The organism is Agaribacter marinus (assembly GCF_030160655.1).
GTDB lineage: Bacteria > Pseudomonadota > Gammaproteobacteria > Enterobacterales > Alteromonadaceae > Glaciecola > Glaciecola marina.
In genome coordinates, this window is record NZ_BSOT01000005.1 from 132,325 (window position 1) to 155,300 (window position 22,976).

The 22,976-nt window shown below is 41.0% G+C and carries 18 protein-coding genes; 10 read left to right on the plus strand and 8 right to left on the minus strand.

Annotated elements, in window-relative coordinates:
- Positions 1-160: 160 nt before the first annotated feature.
- Positions 161-2,359, plus strand: coding sequence for a winged helix-turn-helix domain-containing protein (locus tag QQK00_RS02265; protein WP_284215859.1), 2,199 nt, complete (start codon positions 161-163; stop codon positions 2,357-2,359).
- Between the two features lie 12 nt (positions 2,360-2,371).
- Here QQK00_RS02265 and QQK00_RS02270 read toward each other — a convergent pair whose 3' ends face one another.
- Positions 2,372-2,728: a DUF6795 domain-containing protein gene (locus QQK00_RS02270; RefSeq protein ID WP_284215860.1), complete on the minus strand. Its 357-nt coding sequence runs from the start codon at positions 2,726-2,728 to the stop codon at positions 2,372-2,374.
- A gap of 33 nt (positions 2,729-2,761) precedes the next feature.
- A complete protein-coding gene (locus QQK00_RS02275) occupies positions 2,762-3,826 on the minus strand; it encodes a sensor domain-containing diguanylate cyclase (protein WP_284215861.1) in 1,065 nt (354 codons plus the stop codon).
- Positions 3,827-4,132: 306 nt separating this feature from the next.
- On the opposite strand from QQK00_RS02275, the gene QQK00_RS02280 reads away from it, so the two are divergent.
- Positions 4,133-4,444, plus strand: a complete 312-nt coding sequence (locus QQK00_RS02280; RefSeq protein WP_284215862.1) for a PIN domain-containing protein — start codon at positions 4,133-4,135, stop codon at positions 4,442-4,444.
- A gap of 324 nt (positions 4,445-4,768) precedes the next feature.
- Here QQK00_RS02280 and QQK00_RS02285 read toward each other — a convergent pair whose 3' ends face one another.
- Together QQK00_RS02285 and QQK00_RS02290 are read right to left on the minus strand one after the other, a co-directional pair.
- On the minus strand, positions 4,769-5,128 hold the full coding sequence (locus QQK00_RS02285) for a DP-EP family protein (RefSeq protein WP_284215863.1): 360 nt from the start codon (positions 5,126-5,128) through the stop codon (positions 4,769-4,771).
- Positions 5,129-5,151: 23 nt separating this feature from the next.
- Entirely contained in the window at positions 5,152-8,433 is a 3,282-nt protein-coding gene (locus QQK00_RS02290) for an nSTAND1 domain-containing NTPase (protein WP_284215864.1), read from the minus strand.
- A 213-nt stretch (positions 8,434-8,646) separates the two neighbouring features.
- Here QQK00_RS02290 and QQK00_RS02295 point away from each other — a divergent pair, with 213 nt between their 5' ends.
- From QQK00_RS02295 to QQK00_RS02310, 4 genes are all read left to right on the plus strand, one after another.
- On the plus strand, positions 8,647-9,084 hold the full coding sequence (locus QQK00_RS02295) for a MarR family winged helix-turn-helix transcriptional regulator (protein WP_284215865.1): 438 nt from the start codon (positions 8,647-8,649) through the stop codon (positions 9,082-9,084).
- Between the two features lie 53 nt (positions 9,085-9,137).
- On the plus strand, positions 9,138-11,528 hold the full coding sequence (locus QQK00_RS02300) for an efflux RND transporter permease subunit (RefSeq protein WP_284215866.1): 2,391 nt from the start codon (positions 9,138-9,140) through the stop codon (positions 11,526-11,528).
- Between the two features lie 30 nt (positions 11,529-11,558).
- Positions 11,559-12,365, plus strand: a complete 807-nt coding sequence (locus QQK00_RS02305) for an outer membrane lipoprotein-sorting protein (protein WP_284215867.1) — start codon at positions 11,559-11,561, stop codon at positions 12,363-12,365.
- Positions 12,366-12,436: 71 nt separating this feature from the next.
- Complete coding sequence (locus QQK00_RS02310) at positions 12,437-13,672, plus strand: DUF1302 family protein (protein ID WP_284215868.1); 1,236 nt, start codon at positions 12,437-12,439, stop codon at positions 13,670-13,672.
- Positions 13,673-13,753: 81 nt separating this feature from the next.
- Here QQK00_RS02310 and QQK00_RS02315 read toward each other — a convergent pair whose 3' ends face one another.
- The 4 genes from QQK00_RS02315 to gltA all read right to left on the minus strand — a co-directional run bounded on the left by QQK00_RS02315 (position 13,754) and on the right by gltA (position 19,231).
- On the minus strand, positions 13,754-14,722 hold the full coding sequence (locus QQK00_RS02315) for a bifunctional helix-turn-helix transcriptional regulator/GNAT family N-acetyltransferase (protein ID WP_284215869.1): 969 nt from the start codon (positions 14,720-14,722) through the stop codon (positions 13,754-13,756).
- 167 nt (positions 14,723-14,889) lie between these two features.
- A complete protein-coding gene (locus QQK00_RS02320; RefSeq protein WP_284215870.1) occupies positions 14,890-17,214 on the minus strand; it encodes a beta-galactosidase in 2,325 nt (774 codons plus the stop codon).
- A 257-nt stretch (positions 17,215-17,471) separates the two neighbouring features.
- Positions 17,472-17,888, minus strand: a complete 417-nt coding sequence (locus QQK00_RS02325; RefSeq protein WP_284215871.1) for a DUF3429 domain-containing protein — start codon at positions 17,886-17,888, stop codon at positions 17,472-17,474.
- A 62-nt stretch (positions 17,889-17,950) separates the two neighbouring features.
- The gene (gene gltA, locus QQK00_RS02330) at positions 17,951-19,231 is read right to left on the minus strand and encodes a citrate synthase (RefSeq protein ID WP_284215872.1); all 1,281 of its coding nucleotides are present in this window, start codon (positions 19,229-19,231) and stop codon (positions 17,951-17,953) included.
- 430 nt (positions 19,232-19,661) lie between these two features.
- Here gltA and sdhC point away from each other — a divergent pair, with 430 nt between their 5' ends.
- Genes sdhC through QQK00_RS02350 form a run of 4 tightly spaced genes read left to right on the plus strand, consistent with a single transcriptional unit; the run spans position 19,662 to position 22,876 of the window.
- Positions 19,662-20,036, plus strand: a complete 375-nt coding sequence (sdhC, locus tag QQK00_RS02335; protein WP_284215873.1) for a succinate dehydrogenase, cytochrome b556 subunit — start codon at positions 19,662-19,664, stop codon at positions 20,034-20,036.
- Entirely contained in the window at positions 20,030-20,377 is a 348-nt protein-coding gene (gene sdhD, locus QQK00_RS02340; RefSeq protein WP_284215874.1) for a succinate dehydrogenase, hydrophobic membrane anchor protein, read from the plus strand. Before sdhC ends, sdhD begins: the two co-directional genes overlap by 7 nt.
- A gap of 1 nt (position 20,378) precedes the next feature.
- Positions 20,379-22,151, plus strand: a complete 1,773-nt coding sequence (gene sdhA, locus QQK00_RS02345) for a succinate dehydrogenase flavoprotein subunit (RefSeq protein ID WP_284215875.1) — start codon at positions 20,379-20,381, stop codon at positions 22,149-22,151.
- Between the two features lie 14 nt (positions 22,152-22,165).
- On the plus strand, positions 22,166-22,876 hold the full coding sequence (locus QQK00_RS02350) for a succinate dehydrogenase iron-sulfur subunit (protein WP_284215876.1): 711 nt from the start codon (positions 22,166-22,168) through the stop codon (positions 22,874-22,876).
- Positions 22,877-22,976: the final 100 nt, after the last annotated feature.

Below are 22,976 nucleotides of genomic sequence, written 5' to 3' on the forward strand. Positions count from 1 at the left end.
TGGCTGCCTTGCTAAGATGTTATATGCGCATATTCAATAAGCTAGTAGGAATACCTTTGGTCAGTAAAAAGCAGCATAGACAACAATTAACAGGATAGCTGTTAAGTGCTATAGTCATATGTCAGAGCATAAGTTAGATAGCAGCCGAGCCTCATAGAGAATGACGGATACACTCTCTTCACATAACCAATATCGCCAACATGTATTTCAAATTAAACATTGGCAGATAAACCCGCTCGAATCGACGATAGCGTCTTCAGATAAAACCGTAAAAGTCCCCCACAATGTGATGCAATTGTTGCTACTTTTAGCAGACAACTATGGTGCGACGAATGGCGGAATTGTGAGCCGCCAACAAATTATGCAAAGTTTGTGGCCAGATACCGTGGTGACAGACGAATCTATTAGTCGAGTTATTGCCGACTTACGCAAATACTTAGGTGATTCGGCGCGTAATCCCAAATTTATCAACACTATTAGCAAACAGGGTTATCATCTACTTGTTGAGCCGGTTTTTGTCGATGTTGTAGTGCCTGTCAATTTGCCCGGCTCCGTATTTTCTCGGCCTAAAGTATGGTTATTTGTCGTTATTTTTGTTGCGATTTTAGCGGCGTTTTATTTGCCAAAAACGAATAGTCCTGCGGATGTAGAGCATCTACAATATATTAAAACAAAATTGGTGGTCTCTGGTGACAGCAATCGACATCCTAGGATCGACAGTGGCGGTCGCTATGTTGTCTTTGACAAAATGGTGAACGCTAGAAACGAACTTTGGCTTTATGACGTGGCTCAAGATACTGAGCATGAGCTGTTTTCATCTCCATCGAGTAATTTTAAGCGAGGAGTGTTTTCTCAAAACGGTTCTGAGTTGGCCTACGTTGAATCTAGTAACGTGTCGGAAAATACATGCCAAATTAATTTATTTGCGTTTAAAACACAAAGTAAGAGAACGCTTGCGCCGTGTGATAATTATTGGATAACGACAGTAGATTGGATGCCAGAAGACATGAGCGTAGTCGCCACTTTTAGTGGTGAAGTGTTAGGTACGGCCGGTTTTGGCTCGATAGATATTGCAAGCGGGGCGCGTGAAAACATTGCATATGCAGAACAGAAAGGCACGGGCCACTTGTTTCATCGAGTATCGCCTTCAGGCAATAAAATAGCATTCATTCACTTTGATGCGCACAATAGCATATCAAAAATAGGCATTTGGGATGCGCTGGATAAGCACATCGACTATGTGTCGATAGAAGCCCATCAAATACAACAAGTTACTTGGGGAGTGGATGACAAAACATTGCTTTATTCGGATATAGGCAAAGCGTCGTCCGGCCTATGGGAATATGATTTACAAAGTGGTCAGCGTTCATTACTTATTAATGAGCCCATCATCGATTTTGATATCAGTCATTCACAACACCTTATTGTTGGAAGTGTAATTGATAAACGTTTGTCAAGTTGGAGGCTTGTTAACCGTTTAGCTTCAGATACTGATGTTGCCAGTGCAGAGAAGCGTTTAGTTAACATTGACGAGCCAACTATTCATAAAACACGACTGACTATTTCCGCCAACGGCAAATGGCTTGCGTATGTGTCTAATCGTGGCGGAACAAACAAGCTTTGGCTAGAAAACACGATAAGTGGTGAATCATTTAGGGTAGGGCAAGACCCTAAGGCTAACTACCTTCGAGTTGCGTTTTCAAAGGACGGCAATCACTTGAGCTACCTCACTGTCAATAGTGAGGGTAAGCGGGTGTTAACCGTGACGAATGTATATGCACCTACAGAGCAAGTATTAACGTTTGACGGTATCATTATGACTGCATGGGCCAATAGCGTTGAGGACAGACTTTATGTATTGCACAAAAGCGAGGGTGTTTACGATATTTCAATTGTTTCTTTGCATGACAATAAGAAACGCAACGTCATTTCTGGCTTGCCTGAATTGACAGATTTTGCGTTGACCCCAACAGACAATTTGATCACGCGTACCATCGGTGAAAAAACGCTTAGACGTATTAAATTAAACGTAAATCAAGGAGAATTGACTACCCCTGTCGAGTTTAATAATAGTATGTTTGATCCGTCATTTAACATAGCGCTTCATTTCGAAAATCATTGGATTACGGTTGGCGGGTATGTGGCTGCTTATTTTATTGATGCTGAGGGATACATTTTTATTCAGTTCTTTCCGGTGAGTCCAATGTATGAAGAGGTCGACAATATTGACCTACGGCATCAAAATATACTCGAATCATTTACGCTTACAGACGATAGAGACACCCTGTATTACACGAATTATAGCTTACCAAACCATACATTATATAAATTTAGTGTTTTAAAGCCTGCTAACGAATAGGCCTTAATTGACTTATTTAATCGCGTCAAGGTCGCAGTACAATGTTAAGGGTTTTAGATTGCTATCGCTGCATAGGTCATAATTCTTTTTTTGATATTCCCACGCTTTCCTGCGTTTACCTTCATGCAGTATTTCGACGCGTTGCTTTATGGATGGATCTTGTGGCGAAAATCGCCAAAAAAACGTCTCTTGCGTGATGATATTAAAATAAAATCTTCCTTCACTATTAGTAAATGTGCTCTCTGTATATGTTTCGTCTTGCCACTCAATTCGTCGCGTAACCTCTATCTCTTTTACACCCTCACCATTTAAGATTACTATCCCTTGAATAGAAGAAAAAAGTGTTAGATCTTTAGTAAATACACTCATCGTAAGTACTCCTGGGTGATACTTAAATGTCGCTTAAATTTGAGAAGATTCATTTTCTTCATTTACTTCGTAACTGATTTGAATGCGATCGCGACCACTGGACTTTGCCTTATAGAGCGACATGTCCGCACAATAGAGTAGTGCCTCGGGTCGGTTATATCTCCCAGACTGTTCGCACGCGATACCTTGGCTAACGGTTACATTTACACCTGCTGGCAATCCCTGATTGACAAACATCAAGGCGTTAATTTTTCGACGCACATGTTTAGCCACTGCTTCAGCCAAGTTAGCGCTGCAACGAGGCAAGATCATGGCAAATTCTTCGCCACCATACCTAGCGGTCACGCAATCGCGGGACGGCACGCATTCATCGATGGCTTTTGCAACTTTTTTCAAGCATTTATCGCCATTTACATGGCCGTATTTGTCGTTAAATTGCTTGAAATAGTCGATATCAATAATAAGGATGCTAATTGGATGTTTGTTGGTCACACATTCCATCCAATGTTGGTTTAACGCTTTTTCAAAAGCGTGTCTATTGGCGAGGCCGGTTAGGTGATCAGTGTTAGCCAAGCGGCGCAGTTTTTTGTATTCCGCTTTATGACTCGTAAGATCATGGAAAACGCCAATGAACATAGGCGTTTTTTGCGTTTGTCGATAGGGGAGGCATGACAACGACAAATCGGCAGGTATTGGCGTACCATTTGCGTTGTTTAAAGTAATTTCTTTTGGGCCGTGACTCAAACTTTCTTCTTTAGCGTTTTTTAGGTTATCAAATAGTTGGAGATATTCGTCACGTTGGCAATCATTTAAAAAGTCGGACCATTTTCGGCCAATTAAGGCATCCTTTGACATTCCAAATAATTTTGCAGCGTATGCATTCACGACTTCAATCACGCCATCATCGTTAATGATGAAAATGCCAACCGTGAGCAAATTGATCATTTTGCACAGCATATCAATGGGAATACTGTCGTCAGGGTTTGACAATTGAGTAATTGAAGATAAGTCTAAAGCGTCGTCATTAATTGACAGCTCAGCATTAGAAGTTTTTTTAGTTACAACACCGTGTGTTTTTTGTTCATTAGTATCGGACATTTTAATTGCTACTTACCTGTACTGAGACGACTATTGATGTTGATGCCCTATACTTTATTTTAATTCATTGATTTAAACCTTCTGGTAATCTTCTTTTTTAAGATGTTGAATTTAAAGAAATAAAATCTAAGTGTGTTTTTTGTGGATTAGACTAAAGGTGTATGAAAATGCATTTGTTTTTATGTGCACTTGACTTGGAACCGCAGTGTTACGGGTAATTTTTAGATAATAAAAGGCATGTCCTTGACATATATTTAAGTGTTTTTTTGAACGTGAGGATGTTTTTGAAGAGGGTCGTGTAAGTTCGTGAAAAATATATATATGCTCGATACAGATATTTGCGCTTACATTATGCGAGAACGACCTATTAGGGTATTAAACGCCTTGCAAGCGCATGTGGAAAGTAAACATAGGATAGTTATATCTGCGATTACGTATTCTGAGTTAATGTTTGGGAGTATCGGTAAAAAGGCTTCACCTAAAATGCCTCAGTATGTCGCCGAATTTCTTGAGCGAATTGATAGTGTTATGCCGTGGGATAATTCCGCAGTTGATGCAACAACAACGATAAAAAAGCAATTGGCAATAACGAAGCGGCGATCGCGGGCAACGCCTTAGCATTACATTGCGTTTTAGTGACTAACAATACACGAGAGTTTGAGCGCGTTGAAGGTCTGAATGTTGAAGGTTGGTCTGCGTGAGTATACTACTATCAGGCGTTTTAACAGCTACTTATTTGCAATGGGGCTACTAGTGCTGATGCTTCCTACTTTATCTTAATTGGTGTATCGAGACAGGTAGACTAAAACTTTGGGTTTTTAACTAGAGATTTGAGTGTTTGCGTTTAAGTTGGGCGGTAGCAATTGAATATGCGATTACAGATTAAGCACTGATAAAAAATACCGAGTATCTCTACTCGGCATTTTTACAAATAGTTACAAATCAACCATTTGGGTTTGCCCTTATTCTGGGATCTGGACTCGCATATTTTTGTCCTGTAGACGTATTCTGTACAACGAGTTGTAGACCGATATCTTCATGGTCTGTTTCTGGGTGGAATGTAATAACAAGGGTTTCCCCTTTGTTTTCTATCGTATAACAAATATCGTTGTTGAAGTTATTAGTAATAACTGGCTGGGTAAAAAAGTACCCAGGAGTATCTAAGGTGTATATTATTTGCGCTTTTTTTCCGCATTCTACTTCCACTGAACCATTAGTAGCGATACTATCTTCATTGTAAAAAGTAAAAATGGGTGGGGTAATGCTTGTCTCTATAGTGGTGTTAAACAGAATTTTACTCATTTAGTTTCCTAGGTTAGTAACAACTAAAAGTAAATATCGGCAACACTCATTTTTTTTAAAATATTAATTTCAGCTGACACCTTTTGGGATTCATTCAAACAGCTATGCGCTTTGACAAAAGCATGTAGGTAATCGAAACTATTGCTCTTTTCAATCAATGGAGCAAGCAATTTTATTGCTGCTTTGCATTCTTTTATCTGCTCCTGTTCGAGGTTCAGGTATTCGAATTGTTTGGCTTTCACTAAGTTAAATTCCGCAAGAGCCAAAATATAAAGTGGTTTTCGGGGAGGGATTGCAAAGTGCTCTCTAAATTTGTTACTTAAATCATTTATTAATAAGTCGCTATCGTTCCATTTTTCTTGTTCTTGGTAGTGACTAATAATATGGATCAATGCTCTAGAGTTTCTTTTTATCCACAAGGTTTCATTTTCTAAAAATTTAGATAGTTTTGTTTCGATATCTGTGATTTCCAAAATCTTATTATTTTTAGCGAGCAAGACTTTATATACTTTCTGATACAACAAGCTGGCTTTCCAAACTGAATTATTAGGATCTTGTTCAAAAATATTAGTTAGGATTTTCACGGATGCTTTTACTTTTGCGTAAGACAACTGATACTCTTGCTGATATTTTAAGATATCCGCTTGATACCAATATGAGTATGCGAGTGCTTCAAGTATGTTAGCATCATCCGATGAAGCGATTAACAAATTTTCATAGTCAGTTTGGGCTTCAGCGTGCAATTGTAGTGAGGAGTTTATGTTTCCTATATGAGTTTCAACGTCTGCCAACCAAGTGAGTACATCAGCTTTATCTGTTTTTAGATAAAAATCGTCTGGTTGATAGGCAAGCAATTCATTTGTGTATTTCAATGAAGCCTCAAAAGAATATTTGGATTTTTGATAGCTTTGTTGCTCCAAATATAAAGACCCAAGAGTGCTATTAGCGTCAGACAATTCAACTATTGCATCATAATCTTCAGGCGACAGCGCATGCATGCGTTCGCTATACTCTAAATATGCTAAAAAAAATGCTTCTGCTGGTTCAAAATTACTTACGTCATATTCAAGCTGCCCTAACCAAAACGCATTTGCGCCTAAGGCTTTAAGTAATTCCATATTCTGGGGTTGTTCTTCATAAAGATTGCCCAAGAGTTTTTTTGCCTCGCTAAAGGCGGTTGCAGCTTCGTTTGCTTTGCTCCTAGAGTAGGCTACTTCGCCCATTGCTGCTAAGGTCTGCGCATGCTGAAAGCGTTCATTAAAACCGCGTGCTTGTTTGCCAAAAGGGAGGGTAAAGCCTTGTTCGTTGTCTTCATTGTTACTGAAATACTCAATGGCTTTATTGCTAATACCGTCGAGTAAATCCATGCGTTTAACACTGCGCAGTTTGTCTGCAAATTCACCTACCATAAAGCCGAGTAAGCTCTCAGCCTCTAGTCGTTTTTGCTGCGCTAGGTATTCTGATTGTTGGCTTTTGTAACTCATTAGTACGGCGGTAAACGTAAGTAAACAAAGCAGGCTAACAATTGCATGCTTGCCCCAGCGCCTTTGGTTTGCGTGTGCTTTAGACGCTTGAATAAATGCAAGCTCTTGTTTTTCTAGCGTAAATGCGCTGTTGCTTTGAAGCGATAATGCTTGTTGCAAGGGTTTGCCTTTACTCAGTAAGTACGCCTTACTCTTATGCTCATTTAGCCAACGGCTTGATTGCTCCTGTAATTGACCTTTAATAATAATGCTTTCACGGTGTTCAGTGATCCATTGAGTGGCACGTGGCCATCGCCTAAGCAGTGCCTCATGCGCAACACGAAAACAAGGCTCGCCATTTAATAAGTGCGATATAAATAAGCGGCTATCTACCATTGCATGCACAAAATCTCGTTGGTTTTGTGTGCTAAGTTGCGACCAACGGGCAGTACGGCTGGTAATGCTATCATCTTGAATATTTACGGTGACTAATAAGGAGAGTACATACGCCAACTCTTGCTGGTGGCTTTGTTCCATTTGTTGGTGTATTTCTTCTGCTTTTTTACCAATAGCGCCTTCAATACCGCCTAATGTTTTAAATACCGAAATTTGTAAGGCATTTTCGCTACTTCGTTGCAAATATAATTCCTGTAGGGTGTATTGCAACATAGGCAGCGAGTCTGGGTTATTGGCAGCTTCTGTTGCCAATATTTCATCTAGTGATAGTCCAGATTTTTGGTCTTTTGTCCAACTTAGGCCTGCAGCAAGTGCTGGCAAACGTATCATTTGCGATAAATCTGCATGTGTAGGGGAGGTTAGGTCAAAATGTGATCCATGTGATTTTCCCATCATCAAACTGGCGTGGCTCACGACTTGTGGGTAAAAGTCGTTACGGCATGCACTAAATACTATTACCGCGCCGGAGCGAGCCAAGGCTTCAATAATACTCAGTAACGCGTCGCATTCGTTAACTTTTATATTGGGTGACGACAACAAAATTTCCAAACGATCAAAAAATACGCTCAGGTAAGGACTTGCTTCTTGATTATCATTGGTCTCTTTTTTTGCACAGGCTTGTTGGCATTTAGCGATGACAGCATCAACATTTTGTGCTAAATCTTTACTCAGTTGCTCCGTACTCATGCCGTCAAATACTGGCGTATCATCTACTTCCCAATCAAGCAACGCGCTAGCAATATCGAGTAGCAGTCGGTCTTGCTTCATGTCTGCAAAATCAATGCTTACATGGCTAATAACGCGTATGCCGTCGTAGCCTTTAGGGTCAATAAGTTTAGGTAAAACCCCTGCGTTAATTAACGACGATTTACCTGTACCGCTAGCACCCAAAAGCAAAGTAAAAGCTCGTTTGTATGCGACTTGATTTGATATCCGCTTAAGTAGGGTGGCAATTTGTTCGTTACGGCCAAAAAATACTGTGGCTTCTTTCGACTCAAATGCACTTAAACCCGGAAATGGTGAGCCATTTTGCCACGTCGCTTCGTCAACATTTTGTGTATTGTCCAGCGGAAAACTTACATCGGCAATAATTTGATAGCCGCGCTTACGTATGGTTTCTATATAAATGGGTGTCGATGCTTTGTCACCTAGGGCTTTACGGAGTTGTGTTATGGCTTTATGTACTGGGTTATCCCCAATATCTGCGTTACCCCAGCAAGCATCGGCAATGCTGTCGGCACTGAGCACCTCACCTTTTCGTTGGCACAGTAATAACAGCACGTCCATGGCTTTAGGCTCTAGTTGTTTGACGGCATTGCCTAAACGAAGGCTATTGGTTTGCGGGTTAGCTTGCCATTGACCAATAAAAAACGGGTGCTTGTCCATACTACTTTGCTTTTATTATAAACCGTATTTGGGACGGTAAGTGCGAGTAATGGAATTTAATATATACTACTAAAGGACAATAACAAATAGCGTAATGTACTGTCTTATTCATCTTGATATATACCATCTAGTAAACTGCTAAAAAATTAGTTGACTGGTATAGGTAAAAAAATGTAATGTGTAATTACACTTTGTATTGATGATTTATTGCCAATGATTACTGAACAGTACATCTCTGAAAATTGCTTGTGCTATAAAATGCGTTCAGCAAGCCGCACAATTACGCGAATATATGATGAGCAGATAAAATCTACTGGGATTAAAGCCAATCAGTTTTCTATGTTGGTCGCTATCAAAGTAATGGACTCAGTTTCCATTTCGAGTTTGGCTAAGCAATTGATGATGGAACGAACCACGCTCACACGTAACTTAGCTCCGCTAGAAAAGCTGCAGCTTATTTCGATACGGGCGGGTGAAGGCCGAACGCGAAATGTTTCACTAACTTCCGAAGGGCTACAAAAAGTGGAAGACATAAAGCCTTTGTGGAAGCAAGCTCAACAAAAGATTGAAAACGCATTAGGACAAGAAGAAAGCGCTTTGTTGAGTAACTTGTCCAGCATCATAAATAACCTAGCTGAAAAACATATCTAAGTACGTCAGCTTTTTTTTAACCTTTATAGTGTAATTACACGTTAGGATGTAATATGGAAGATAATACCAAGCGCCTTCATTCGGGTAAGTCATACAGAATATTTTGGTGGATTACCGGTCATCCCATATTTGTTGCGTCATTAGGTATGATGTTTGTCGCCGCCTGTTTGGCTTTTATTCCAAAACTTGTGATAGACCCCAAGGCAGAATCATTTTTACCGAAAGATTCACCCGCCTTAGTATATAGAGAGCAAGTGGAAGAGATCTTTGGCTTAAAAGACCCAATGGTTATTGCTGTCGTAAATAAAAACGGAGTGTTTAATCCAGATACTATCCAATTAGTTGACTGGCTGACTCAGCAGGTGCTAGCGATTCCTGAAGTAAACCAAGACCGTGTTATTAGTTTAACTACAGAAGACAACATAGTGGGTAACGAAGAAGGTTTAGTCGTAACGCCATTTGTTGAGTCATTGCCAGTCACTCAAGACCAAACTAATGAAATTGCAGCTAAGGTTAAAGATTTTCCTCTTTATTTGGGTTCAGTTGTAGCCCGCGATAGCAGTGCAACACTCATCATTACCGAAGTGACGGAAGATTCTCATGCACCTATCGTCTATGAAAAACTCATGACTATTATTGCTAAGGCCCCGATTAAAAATACTGAGATATTACATGTGGCAGGAGACGGTGCAGTGTCTGGATATCTGTCAGCCTATATCATCAGTGATGCCGCACGTTTGGTGCCTATTTCAGTTGTCATTATCACCTTGTTATGTGTGCTAGCGTTTAGAACGGTACAAGGTTCTTTATTACCCGGCATCGTCATTTTGGCCGCCACGGCATCTTCGGTCGGCATCATGGCGGCCATGGGAGATCCCATATACGTTATCACCACTAGCATGCCTATCTTGCTAGTGGGTATTGCAGTTGCCGATGCCATTCATATAAAAAGTGAATATTACGAGCAACGTGCGTTAACACCCACATTAAGTAAACAAGCCATAATCGTTCATTCGGTAAACAAAATGGCTAAGCCAGTATTACTTACAACCCTTACGTCGATGATTGGGTTTCTAGGGGTGTATTTTTCGTCCTATATGCCACCAATGAAATCTTTCGGAGTGTATTCAATGATAGGGCTGGCTGTCGCTGGCATATTTTCACTCGCGGTAATTCCTGCTATGCAAATGCTAATGCCAACAAAAGATAGTGCTGCGTTTACATCATCGAATACACGCAAGGGAGATAAACTAGCTCAATTTATGGATGGCGTAGGTCGCCGGGTTTTAGCTAACCCAAATCGGATAATCATTGGTGCGATGGTGGTGGTTGTTATGGGGATCTATGGTGCCAGTAAATTAGAAGTGAATGAATCATGGGTAGACAATTTTCAAACGAGTGAACCTATTTATCAGGCAGACATTGCAATCAACAAAGCAATGGATGGCACTAGCAATTTGGATATTGTTATTCAAACACCACACCAAGAGGACCTATTTTTACCTGAAAATTTACGCAAGATTGAAGCACTTCAATTTTACTTAGAATCAATGCCCGAAATCGGTGGTACCACATCTATCGTTGACTATATCAAGCAGATGAACCGCGCACTAAACAACAACGACCCCTCTGAATATCGCATTCCTGATGATGCTGATTTAATTTCTCAATATTTTTTGCTCTATTCTGCGAGTGGCGACCCTACTGACTTTGAAGAAGAAGTCGATTACGACTACCAACAAGCGCTAGTCCGGGCTAGATTGCACAATGGACGGCTACAGTTTTTTAAACCTGTGGTTGAAAACGCCCAAACGTATATAGATGAAAACTTCAATACGCGGCAAATTGAGGCGTCGTTGTCGGGACGTATTTATGTTGACTATGAGTGGTTAACTAACTTAACGGACTCGCATTTTAAAGGGGTGGCCTTTGCGTTGGTATTGGTGTGGATAGTTGCCAGTTTGAGTTTTAAATCTATTTTGGGCGGAACCCTAGCGTTGGTGCCCGTAGGCCTAGCAACATTTGCAGTGTATGCCTTAATGGGAGCTCTTGGTATTACCCTTGCGGTTGGAACGACAATGACCGCAGTGATTGCCCTCGGTATAGGTATTGATTTCGCTATTCACACCATTGAAAGAATCAAGTATCAAATTCAAGTGCAAGATCTGTCACCCAGTGAAGCCTTACAGGGGCTGTATCCGTCGACCGGAAGGGCGCTCTTGTTTAACTTCCTTGCTGTGTTCATTGGATTTGGGGTGTTAGGTTTAAGTCATGTTCCCCCCTTAGCCAAGCTTGGCGTGCTCATTGCCTTCGCTGTTCTGGTAAGTTTTGTAGCCAGCATCACTGTGCTACCCGTACTGATCAAACTGTTTAAACCACGGTTTATCGGGTTCAAAAAAGGCACGGACATCAATACTGCCCTCATTGCTGACGTTAGCGACTAGTCGAATAAAATCTGAGATATAGGAATAAAAATGAACAACTTAATGACAAAAATGGGTGTCTTGTTGCTGGCAGTTTTTGCAAGCAGTGACGGTTTTGGTGAAGAGGAGCCTTCGGTTGAGCAAATAATCGAACAGGTTAACCTGCGTGATGAAGGTCAAGCTGTTTCTCGGATCTTGGTGATGACATTAACCGACAGACGAGGAAAAACGAGGGTTCGCGAAACACGCGCATTTCGTAAGTACTTTGGTGACGAAAAGCGCACTGCAATCTTCTACAAGAAACCAAATAATATTAAAGACACTGCATTTCTTACCTACGACTATCCCGATCTTAATAAAGACGATGACCAATGGCTGTATTTACCGGCAATGCGCCGAGTGAGGCGGATTTCAGCGGCTGATCGCGGCGATTATTTTTTGGGCACAGATTTTTCTTACGAAGATATTAAACTTGAGACCCGCATTTCTACTGCCGATTATCATCATATATTGCTTGGTTCTCACTTCATTGAGAAGCGAAAATACTTTGTGCTGGAAGCAACGCCAGTGGACGATAAAACTGCGAAAGAACTTGGTTATGGAAAGGTTAATACCATCATCGATTCATCTAATTGGATGATTACTAAGAATGAATTTTGGGACCCAAAAGGACATCCGCTAAAAACTATCGACTTTTCCGATATCCGTTTGGTACAGGGTATTTGGACTGCTCACATCATCGCAGTAGACAATCACAAAACAGGTCATAAAACACATTTTTCCTTTAGCGATGTGGACTATAGCAATGGCGTAAATGATGATATTTTTACTACGCAGTCTATACGGCGAGGTTTGTAATGAGATGGCCTAGCAGCGTATTGATTGTTCTGTTGACGATACTTTGTCAGGCAAGTTTCGCGGAAGTAGACATGAACCTCAACCTGGATAGTGTTGTTGCTGTATCTACGCATCAACGTGAAAGCCTTCAAAGTTTAAAAAATAGGTTCACTAGTCACGTTGATTATTCTAAAAACAGCTACCGTATTACTGCCATTATTCAGTTCGAACATGAAATGGAAAATGGTATGCAAGCCATACTTAACAATGACGCTAACTATACGTTTGCTAGCCGTCCGATCACGTTTGGAAATCATAGCAAACTCTCAGTGAGAGAACTGTATTTGTCTATGCCAGTGCTAAATGGTCACTTTCTTACCATTGGAAAGCAGCAGGTGGTATGGGGTAAGGCTGACGGCGTAAAAATACTCGATGTGGTTAATCCGCAAAGTTTTAACGAGTTTACCTTAGAGGACTTTGGGCAATCTCGTATCCCTTTATGGATGGTAAACTTGGAACTAAGCTTGGGAGATGACTTGTTTCAAATCTTGTGGATACCTGATACTAGTACCCATCAACTTCCAGTATTTGAATCTACCTATGGTTTTACCGCTCCTCGATTTTCTCCGCCGATACCAAGAGATATACCTATTCAGTTTAAAGAAAACAAAGCACCAAAAACACGCTTTAAAAACAGTGACTTTGGACTTCGATGGAGTAGTTTTGTTGGGGGATGGGATATTGCGGTCAATTATCTTTATCACTTTGAAGACCAGGCAATATTTAGTACCGAGTTGCTGAGTCACAACGCAACCGTATTAGAAATCACCCCAGAATACTATCGATCAAACTTGTGTGGTGGGTCGCTAAGTAAACCCGTCGGCAATATAACGTTTAGAACTGAATTTGCTTACAAAACTGACCAGCGCCACTACCAACAAGCAAACGAATTATTGGTGAGTGACGAGCTTAGTTATGTTGTGGGTCTTGATTATTTTGCTTGGACAGACACTTTATTAAGTGTTCAGTTAATTCAACAACGTTTACTCGACGTAAAGGACGAAACCCTTTTTCGAGCAGTAAATGAAACGAGTTTTTCTCTTTTATTGCGTCGTAGCTTCTGGCAAGAAACGTTAACTACTGAAGTACTATGGCAACAGAATACCAACGACAACGACGGGCTTGTTCGCCCAAAAATTCAATATGTATACAGCGATCGGCTTACATTGACCGCTGGCCTAGACATATTTTATGGCGATGAAAGAGGCGTTTATGGCCAGTTTGCAGACTTAGACAGATTGTACCTAAAGGCTCGTGTGAGTTTTTAAATCAGGAAGCGATTTGTCCACACAATGCACTATCTACTCTATATTCTTCAGCATGCTGATAAAATACTTTGTATCGGTCATTTATTGAGAGAATGCCTTTCGGACTAGCTTGTGTTCTATGGTCTTTTTACCCCATTGTTGGTCTAAGCTCTCTTCTACAATATTGAAACCAAACTGCTTATACAAGTGACTGGCGGCATCTAGGCCTTTTACTGTCCATAGATGAATTTCTTGAATGCCTTGCGCATCACAAAAACGAATAGCTTCTTGAACTAAGCGTCTACCGACTCCCGAGCCTTGTAAGCGTTCGTCTACGATAAACCACCGCAGATGAGCGGTGTTGGCTTGTTGTAAATCTTCGCTGTCAATGGCAATAGAGCCTAGTACTTCATCATCTTGTTTAGCTAACCATAATTGGTTGCCTGTGTGTGCAAGGCGTGATGTAAATTCTGCCATTTCTGTCGCCACTTTAGCTTCAAAATATTGACCAAAATCGTAATGTTTGGAAAAGTATCGAGTAAACAAATATGCAACTCTTCCAATCGCACCGGGGGAGTACCCGCTGCTAATATCGATGCCGCGTGCTGCTAAAGAGGTTTTATTTCTCAAGGCTTCTAGCGAATTTGCGTAATCAGTTAGCCCTTTCTCTATAGTACTTTGCTTATCCAATGGGAGGTAGGCCAGCGCATTTTGGGTTTGTTGCTCTGCATGTTGATGAGCAATTTGTACCGTTTTTTGTCCTTTAGCAGTAATTTTAAGGCGTTTTTTACGACTGTCTTGTGTATCTATGATTTCTGTAATTTCACCTCTGACCACAAGTTTTTGCAGCATACGACTGATACTAGATTTTTCCAATTGCAGTTTTTGACAAAGGTCGGCTGCTGTTTGAGGGCCTTTAAGGTCAATTTCTAGGAGTGTGTGCAGTGCTGACGGACCAAGGTCGGTAGACGCAATAGTCGGCTTCATAAAGCCTAATTCACGCACTAATTTGCGCGAGGCGTCGCGTACTTTATGTATAGTATCCTTTGATACTGGCAGTGTTTGTCCCATTATTACTTGTCCGATACTTTAATGTATAGCGACAGTTTACAATTATGGTTGTATTGTACAACTAATTTTTGAGTGTTATAAATATGCGTAGATGAATGCGCAATAAAAAAACGCCATAAACGAATATTCATTTATGGCGTTTTTATGCGTGGGGAGTTTAAAACAGGCTATTTTTTAGCGCGTCTCTTATAAAGGTCAGCGTTAACTTCTTTTGCAGCTTTTACGAGTGGCGCATAAGGTACATCAGCAACACTTACAAACCCTACGTTGTAGTTTTCGCCATCATAAGCGCGACCTGTTAATGGGCCATCGTTATACTGGAACCAATGCGCGCCTACAAAATATGGGTTGTCAATTACGCCATACATGTAATCTTTGTATCTACGACCACGGTCTTGTTGCGATGGTGCATGAATTAATCCAGGATTTAACATGCCAGAATCTTGAGAACCATTATGGAATTCACCAATAACACTTGGCATATCGATATCTTTTAAGAAGTGCCAAAAGTTGTCACTAATGCCTTCTTTGTAATAGTTGTAGCTCATTACGTCTACATGTTTAGCGGCCGCTGCACGTACTTCTGGCGTCATGCCCCAATCGGCGAAACGCGCCCCCATGTACATGTGATTAGGCAAATACTTTTTAACAGCATTTTTCACTACGTCGAAGTATTGCTCTGCATAAACATACAACAAGTGAGATAAATCTTCGGTAAGCGCTTCATTAAACGCTTCCAGTACCACGCCCGATGCCAATGAATCCCATGATTCGATAGATGTGTTCCAACTCGCGTTAACCGCCTCTATTGAGTCATACTTTTCTTTTAGTATATTCATGTAAACGGTTTTCGTTGGGCTTTTGCTAGCATCTAAACTCAATGCGTTAATCGCAATGCCATACACCGCTTTTACGTTAATTTCACTAGAGGTAGGGTTTTCCATGCCCCAACTTTTTTCATTATCCACAAATACACCTACACACCACGGGTTGTTTTGCACTTCTTTGCCAATTTGTTCAGCTGTAGCTAAGGCTCTTTCTTTAAATACTGGATCGAAAACATCGGGCAGGGCACTCCATAAATCATTACCACTGCTTAGCGTTTTAAAGTCACCAATTATCCAACCGTTCGCAAAATAAGGAAATCGATCCATTTGGTAGTACGACGGGTCTACCCAATTTCCGAATGACGTAAAGCCCCATGTAAGCATTCTATCGACGGTGGTAGTACGCCACTTCTCCATAAATACTTCAGGATCGTTGCTTTGATACTTACGTGCCAAATTAGCTTGATAAAAGCTATAGGTTTCGCCTTTTTCAAGTGCACCCATGAAGGTTTCGCGGCGATAGCCAAAGTGTAAACCTAGCTCGTCGTCATAGCTTGGTAACCACTCAAACATGTTTGCACGGAGCTCAGATGTGGCATGGCGTGTAGGCACGGCTGCTTTAGATACTTGATTTAACCCAATCGAATCTTCAGGCGTTTTATCATTTGCATCGCGTTGTCTTATTAATGAACTGTCAAAATCGTAACCGGTCATCGTTGATGTATTTGCCATTCTCACGTTGGCAATACCATTTGAGAAAAACAGATACCCTTCTGGGTCAACTAACCACCACTTACCATCTACTTTTGCCGTTGAGAAATAGCCTGTACCTTCTAGTTTGGGGCCATCTGCCCAACCATTGAATTTAGATCTGCCGTCCAATGGCGTCTTACGTAATTGGCTTTGTTCTTCAGCAGACACTTTTATTAGGTCTTCAAGGTTGTCTACCTTACCAACAAAGTCCATTTTTGCATTTTGACCAAATTCATCCACTAGGCCAACTAGGTAGTTTTCATCTACTGCTTCTGGCTTAATAATACGCGCGTTGTCTATAATGACATGCTTGTCTTCAAGCACACCAAGCAATTTAAACTCAATGCTTGCGATATTTTCTAGGTCAATTTTTTTAACGCCCCAGCGCCAAATGATAGGGGTATAGTCAGTGATCCAACTTTTAGGATTTGAGCGAAGACCGGTTTCAACGTCTAAATCCTGGCCGGCAAGCTCTAAGTAATAGGTGCCACTACTATTTTCGGCGATGGATAAGCTACGGTTGTGAGTTTTGCCGCTAGCGTCGGTGGCGGTAACGTAAAAAAAGATAGATTTGTCTTTAGGGTTTTCGATATCTACAGCAAAAGCAAAATCACCTTCTTTGCTCCAGTCCCAAGGTTCTGATGGCTTAAATTTAAAGGCAGCCTTATAGTTGTCAGTCGAGTTTAAGGTAATAGAATACTTTTTATTGTTGCCTTCTGAGATGACTTCACCGACACCATGCTCTAACTGCACTGCGCTGTCGACTTGACCGTTTTCAAAGTCAAAAAGCATTCGCTCATTGCTAGCACTGTCAGTCGCGTTGCTTTCTTCTTTACCGCCGCCACAACCTGCAAGCACAGCAAGCGTTAAGCCACTTAACAAGAAGCCCAATTTTCTATATTTGTATTTCATTACCTACACCTTTTTAACAGCATTAGTTCGCTATCTATTTACGTCAAATGATACATAAGTGCTCAATTAGTTAAGCTTTAGATTAACGTTCTATAACGATATATTTATAAAATGTTAACGCCAGTTTTAACTAATATTGTTTTATCGTTATATAATTTAACATAAACAACACATAATTCACCTGTTAATATGATATAAAAAGATGAATTATTTGATTTTTATGCAGATTTGGTAAATTTACACATAAGATTGGATTGTTAAATGTTGGCCATAAGTAAATGACATACAACGACGACACTTGTTAACACGACTCTCAAAAATGTGTATTCGACAATAATATCTCTACCTAATTGAAGTGTGTATTTGTCGTACATTAGTACGCCAATGTAACTTATTGAAAGGATGCCTAACAATATGTTGCCATCAAGAAAAATTAGCGCTAGCCAAGCAATTATACTCGGCAGCATTGACGCAAATAATTGGTGATTAGCTCGTTTATTTTGAAGCGCATCTAACCAATGAATTCCACCGAAGAATGACAATATAATCGCTGAGTACTTTACAAAATATAGAAAACCAGAATAAGGTGACAATTGTTCGATAAAAATAAGTACGGGAATACCAACAAACGGTAATAAGCCCAAATAAGCTAAGATTTTTGCTGCGAATGGCATTTGATTTCCTCCAGATACAAAAATGGCGCGAAATTCGCGCCATTTGATATATTTTTTACCGCCTACTTTTCGATTGGCGCATAATCTCTTTTGCTTTCGCCAGTGTATAGCTGACGAGGGCGACCAATCTTTTGACCAGGTTGGCTCATCATTTCGTGCCAATGAGAAATCCAGCCGACGGTACGTGCCAACGCAAATATACAAGTAAACATATTAGTTGGAATACCGATTGCGCTTAACACGATGCCTGAGTAAAAATCCACATTTGGGAAAAGCTTCTTCTCTGCAAAATATGGGTCACTTAATGCAATGCGTTCAAGCTCCATTGCCACTTCTAGTAAGGGGTTATCTACTTGAAGCTCTTCGAGTACTTCGTGACAACTTTCTCTCATTACTGTTGCGCGAGGGTCATAGTTTTTGTAAACCCTATGTCCAAAGCCCATTAGGCGGAATGGGTCGTTCTTATCTTTTGCTCGCGCGATAAACTCCGGAATACGATCAACAGAGCCAATCTCTTCAAGCATCGTCAAACATGCTTCATTTGCGCCACCATGCGCAGGCCCCCACAAAGACGCCACGCCAGCGGCAATACAAGCATATGGATTAGCGCCTGAAGAACCTGCTAAACGAACAGTAGACGTTGAAGCATTTTGTTCGTGGTCGGCATGAAGTGTAAAAATACGGTCCATTGCACGTTCTACCGCTGGACTTATTTTATATTCTTCGGCGGGAACAGAAAACATCATGTTCAAGAAGTTAGCTGCGTAGCTAAGGTCGTTGCGTGGATACACAAACGGCTGACCAACATTGTATTTATAACACATGGCAACGAGGGTCGGCATTTTCGCAATTAAGCGGTGTGCAGAGCGCTTACGTTGCTCTGGGTTCGACACATCTAGGTCACTGTGATAAAACGATGATAGTGCACCAACAGTGCCGCACAGCATGGCCATTGGATGAGCGTCGTTTCTAAAGCCATGGAAGAACATGTTTATTTGCTCATGCACCATAGTGTGGCGTGTAATGGTTTCCTTAAATTCTTTGTATTGCTCAGAAGTTGGTGCATCTCCATGCAATAACATGTGGCAGACCTCTAAGTAATCTGCATCTCTAGCGAGATCTTCGATAGAAAAACCACGGTGTAACAATATACCTTTAGCACCGTCAATAAATGTAATTGCAGATTCACATGATCCTGTCGCCATGAAGCCTGGGTCAAAAGTAAAGTAACCTTTTGCGCCAAGACTTCTTACATCAATCACAGGGTGACCTTCAGAGCCTTGTAAAATTGGAAACTCTACTTCAATGTCGCCGGCTATCAGCTTGGCAGTATCGTTTGACATGCATTACTCTCCTAATTGTATGGAATCCGATTAAACGGAAAATGTGCGTAATTCGTTCAGTTTTACTGCCAAATTGTTCGCATCGGTGGGGAAAAGTGCCAATATTTTTACTGGTATTGATAGAGGAAGTCAATTTAAATGCATTTCTGTTTGATATTTATTCTTAATAAAATATATGGATATGTGAGTTTACACCTTGCTCTTCCGCACGGTGACTAATCTTGTAACATTTCATTGATATATGGGGGTGGGGTTGGTATATTTCGAACCCACTGAAAAGTAAGGGTTATTTGTGTTAATAAAATAAACATTAATTTCACATTTGATCAACATATTTATTTGCTGAATAGTCAGTAAATAGTAGCTTAGTTTGAATACTCACACTGTTTTTACGTATTGTATTCGCAGATCCAACCACAGGCTTTTTATTGTGAAAAAACAAAGACCAGTAAATCTAGACTTAACTACGATAAAGCTCCCTGCTGCCGGCAGAGCTTCCATCTTGCACCGTATCACCGGTGTTGCCATGTTTTTTGCATTTCTTTTTATACTTTGGGCATGGGCGACGTCATTATCGTCTGAGAGCGGATTTTTGCTTGTTCAAGATGTTATGCAGGGCGTATTTGGTAAATTAATCATAATTGGCACCTTGTCAGCGTTGGCTTTTCATATCATTGGTGGCATCCGTCACGTGATAATGGACATGGGGCATTGGGAAGAGTTGTCTTCTGGCACCACTAGTGCAAACGTTGCAATGGGTATTTGGATTGTCTTAACAGTAGTGATGGGGGTTGCAATATGGTAACTAACCAAGCAGGTATCAAGCGCAACGGTATTCAAGATTATGTGACACTTAGAGCGACGGCATTAATTATCTTGGCGTTCACGCTGTATATGACGTACGTATTTGTTTGCCACTCCTTTTCTAGCTACGAAGAATGGAAAGCAGTATTTTCTTCTGTTTACATGAAGGCCTTTACGTTTGCCGCGTTAGTATCAATTTTGATGCATGTAAGAATTGGTATGTGGCAAGTGCTAACCGATTATGTGAAGCCACCTCGCTTACGTATGATTCTTCAGTATGTTTTAAACCTAATCGCGTTTTCTTATGTTGCGGTTGGTCTATTTGTTTTGTGGGGTGTATAGAATGACATTACCAGTACATGAATTTGATGCAGTAGTCATCGGCGCGGGCGGCGCAGGTATGCGAGCGGCCTTGCAAATTTCTCAATCAGGCAAAACATGCGCCTTGTTATCCAAAGTATTTCCAACGCGTTCACATACTGTATCTGCGCAAGGTGGTATTACTGTTGCGCTTGGCAACAGCCACGAAGATAATTGGGAATGGCACATGTATGATACCGTTAAAGGGTCTGATTACATTGGCGATCAAGAAGCAATTGAATATATGTGTAAAACCGGCCCTGAAGCCATCATTGAGATGGAAAATATGGGCTTACCGTTTTCACGTTTCGAAAATGGAAAAGTTTATCAACGTCCATTTGGTGGGCAGTCAAAAAACTTTGGTGGCGAACAAGCTGCACGAACAGCCGCCGCTGCAGATAGAACAGGTCATGCTCTTTTGCACTTGCTCTACCAGCAAAATGTTAAGAATAAAACGACCGTATTCAGCGAATGGTATGCCTTGGACTTGGTAAAAAACCAGCAAGGGCAAGTGGTTGGTTGTACGGCTATTGACATCGAGACTGGCGAAGTCGTTTATTTTAAATCGAAAGCAGTTGTGTTAGCGACTGGCGGCGCCGGGCGTATATACGCTTCTACGACTAACGCCCACATCAATACGGGTGATGGTGTTGGTATGGCATTGCGTGCAGGTGCACCAGTGCAAGACATGGAAATGTGGCAGTTCCACCCAACCGGCATAGCAGGTGCAGGTACATTAGTGACGGAAGGTTGTCGTGGTGAGGGCGGGTATTTACTTAACAAAGACGGTGAACGTTTCATGGAGCGTTATGCGCCGAACGCAAAAGATCTTGCTGGACGTGATGTTGTTGCGCGCTCAATGATGACTGAAATTCGTGAAGGTCGCGGTTGTGAAGGCCCTTGGGGTACACACATTAAATTGAAATTGGATCATTTAGGTAAAGACGTACTTGAGTCACGCTTACCGGGTATTTTGGAACTTTCTAGAACATTTGCGCACGTTGATCCTGTTAAAGAGCCTATTCCAGTAATTCCTACTTGCCATTACATGATGGGCGGTATTCCAACGAATGTTGATGGTCAGGTTATCTCGATTGATTCTGAAGGTAATGAAAAACCGCTTGATGGCTTATTTGCTTGTGGTGAAATTGCTTGTGTGTCTGTTCATGGCGCAAACCGATTAGGCGGTAACTCGTTACTTGATTTGGTTGTATTTGGCCGTGCAACAGGCTTGCATTTAGGTAATAGCATTGATGACATTGACGTTAAGTCAGATGCGTCTGCATCTGACTTAGATGCCGCTATGTCTAGATTTAACCGTTGGGAATCGTCTGAAATAGGTAAAGGTGAAGACCCGGTGCAAATTAAGAAAGATATGCAGCAATGTATGCAGCTGAACTTCTCAGTATTTAGAGAAGGTGATGCAATGGCTCAAGGTCTTAAAGAGTTGGCCGAAATCAGAGAACGTATTAAGCATGCGCGCTTAGATGATAAGAGTAGCGATTTTAATACACAAAGAATTGAGTGCTTAGAGTTAGATAACTTAATGGAGACTGCATACAGTACTGCCGTAGCCGCTAACTTTAGAACTGAAAGTCGTGGCGCACATAGTCGATTTGATTTCACTGAAAGGGATGACGACAATTGGTTATGCCATTCTGTTTACGTACCTGAAACAGAAACAATGCTTAAACGCGATGTCAATATGTCGCCGAAGATTAGAGAGGCATTCCCTCCTAAAGCGCGTACATACTAAGAGGAGTATTGATTATGCAATTAACCTTTTCTATCTATCGTTATAATCCTGACGTTGATGACGCACCTCATATGCAAGACTACACTTTAGAAGTGGAAGAAGGGCAAGATATGATGGTGTTGGACGCTTTACTTGCGTTAAAAGAGCAAGATCCCACATTATCATTTAGACGCTCATGCCGCGAAGGTGTTTGCGGGTCGGATGGTGTAAACATGAATGGTAAAAATGGCCTCGCATGTATTACGCCTTTATCTGCCTTAGGTGGTGGTAAAATTGTTGTGAGACCGTTACCTGGGTTACCTGTGGTACGAGATCTTGTCGTAGATATGACCCAGTTTTACACGCAATATGAGAAGATTAAGCCGTTTCTTATTAATGATGCTAAACAGCCACCTGCTAGAGAACATTTACAATCGCCTGAAGAACGTGCAAAGTTGGATGGGCTTTATGAATGTATTTTGTGTGCTTGTTGCTCAACTTCTTGTCCGTCGTTCTGGTGGAATCCAGACAAATTTGTCGGCCCAGCAGGTTTGCTTCATGCATACAGATTCTTAATTGATAGTCGAGACACTGCAACTGATGAGCGTTTAGGTGATTTAGATGATGCGTTTAGTGTATTTCGTTGTCACAGTATCATGAATTGTGTGAGTGTTTGTCCTAAAGGGCTAAATCCGACAAAAGCCATAGGTCAAATAAAATCAATGTTATTACAAAGAGCAATGTAATTGAAAAACACCGACGACTTTTTTAGTTAATAGACGTAAAAAATAGCTGTCCATTTGTGGACGGCTATTTTTTTGTCAAATTTCTGAATAAAGTGTAAAA

Coding starts and splice junctions, on each gene's coding strand:
- QQK00_RS02265 (WP_284215859.1), top strand. CDS start 161: ATGACGGATACACTCTCTTCACATAACCAATATCGCCAACATGTATTT.
- QQK00_RS02270 (WP_284215860.1), bottom strand. CDS start 2,728: ATGAGTGTATTTACTAAAGATCTAACACTTTTTTCTTCTATTCAAGGG.
- QQK00_RS02275 (WP_284215861.1), bottom strand. CDS start 3,826: ATGTCCGATACTAATGAACAAAAAACACACGGTGTTGTAACTAAAAAA.
- QQK00_RS02285 (WP_284215863.1), bottom strand. CDS start 5,128: ATGAGTAAAATTCTGTTTAACACCACTATAGAGACAAGCATTACCCCA.
- QQK00_RS02290 (WP_284215864.1), bottom strand. CDS start 8,433: ATGGACAAGCACCCGTTTTTTATTGGTCAATGGCAAGCTAACCCGCAA.
- QQK00_RS02295 (WP_284215865.1), top strand. CDS start 8,647: ATGATTACTGAACAGTACATCTCTGAAAATTGCTTGTGCTATAAAATG.
- QQK00_RS02300 (WP_284215866.1), top strand. CDS start 9,138: ATGGAAGATAATACCAAGCGCCTTCATTCGGGTAAGTCATACAGAATA.
- QQK00_RS02305 (WP_284215867.1), top strand. CDS start 11,559: ATGAACAACTTAATGACAAAAATGGGTGTCTTGTTGCTGGCAGTTTTT.
- QQK00_RS02310 (WP_284215868.1), top strand. CDS start 12,437: ATGAACCTCAACCTGGATAGTGTTGTTGCTGTATCTACGCATCAACGT.
- QQK00_RS02315 (WP_284215869.1), bottom strand. CDS start 14,722: ATGGGACAAACACTGCCAGTATCAAAGGATACTATACATAAAGTACGC.
- QQK00_RS02320 (WP_284215870.1), bottom strand. CDS start 17,214: ATGAAATACAAATATAGAAAATTGGGCTTCTTGTTAAGTGGCTTAACG.
- QQK00_RS02325 (WP_284215871.1), bottom strand. CDS start 17,888: ATGCCATTCGCAGCAAAAATCTTAGCTTATTTGGGCTTATTACCGTTT.
- gltA (WP_284215872.1), bottom strand. CDS start 19,231: ATGTCAAACGATACTGCCAAGCTGATAGCCGGCGACATTGAAGTAGAG.
- sdhD (WP_284215874.1), top strand. CDS start 20,030: ATGGTAACTAACCAAGCAGGTATCAAGCGCAACGGTATTCAAGATTAT.
- sdhA (WP_284215875.1), top strand. CDS start 20,379: ATGACATTACCAGTACATGAATTTGATGCAGTAGTCATCGGCGCGGGC.
- QQK00_RS02350 (WP_284215876.1), top strand. CDS start 22,166: ATGCAATTAACCTTTTCTATCTATCGTTATAATCCTGACGTTGATGAC.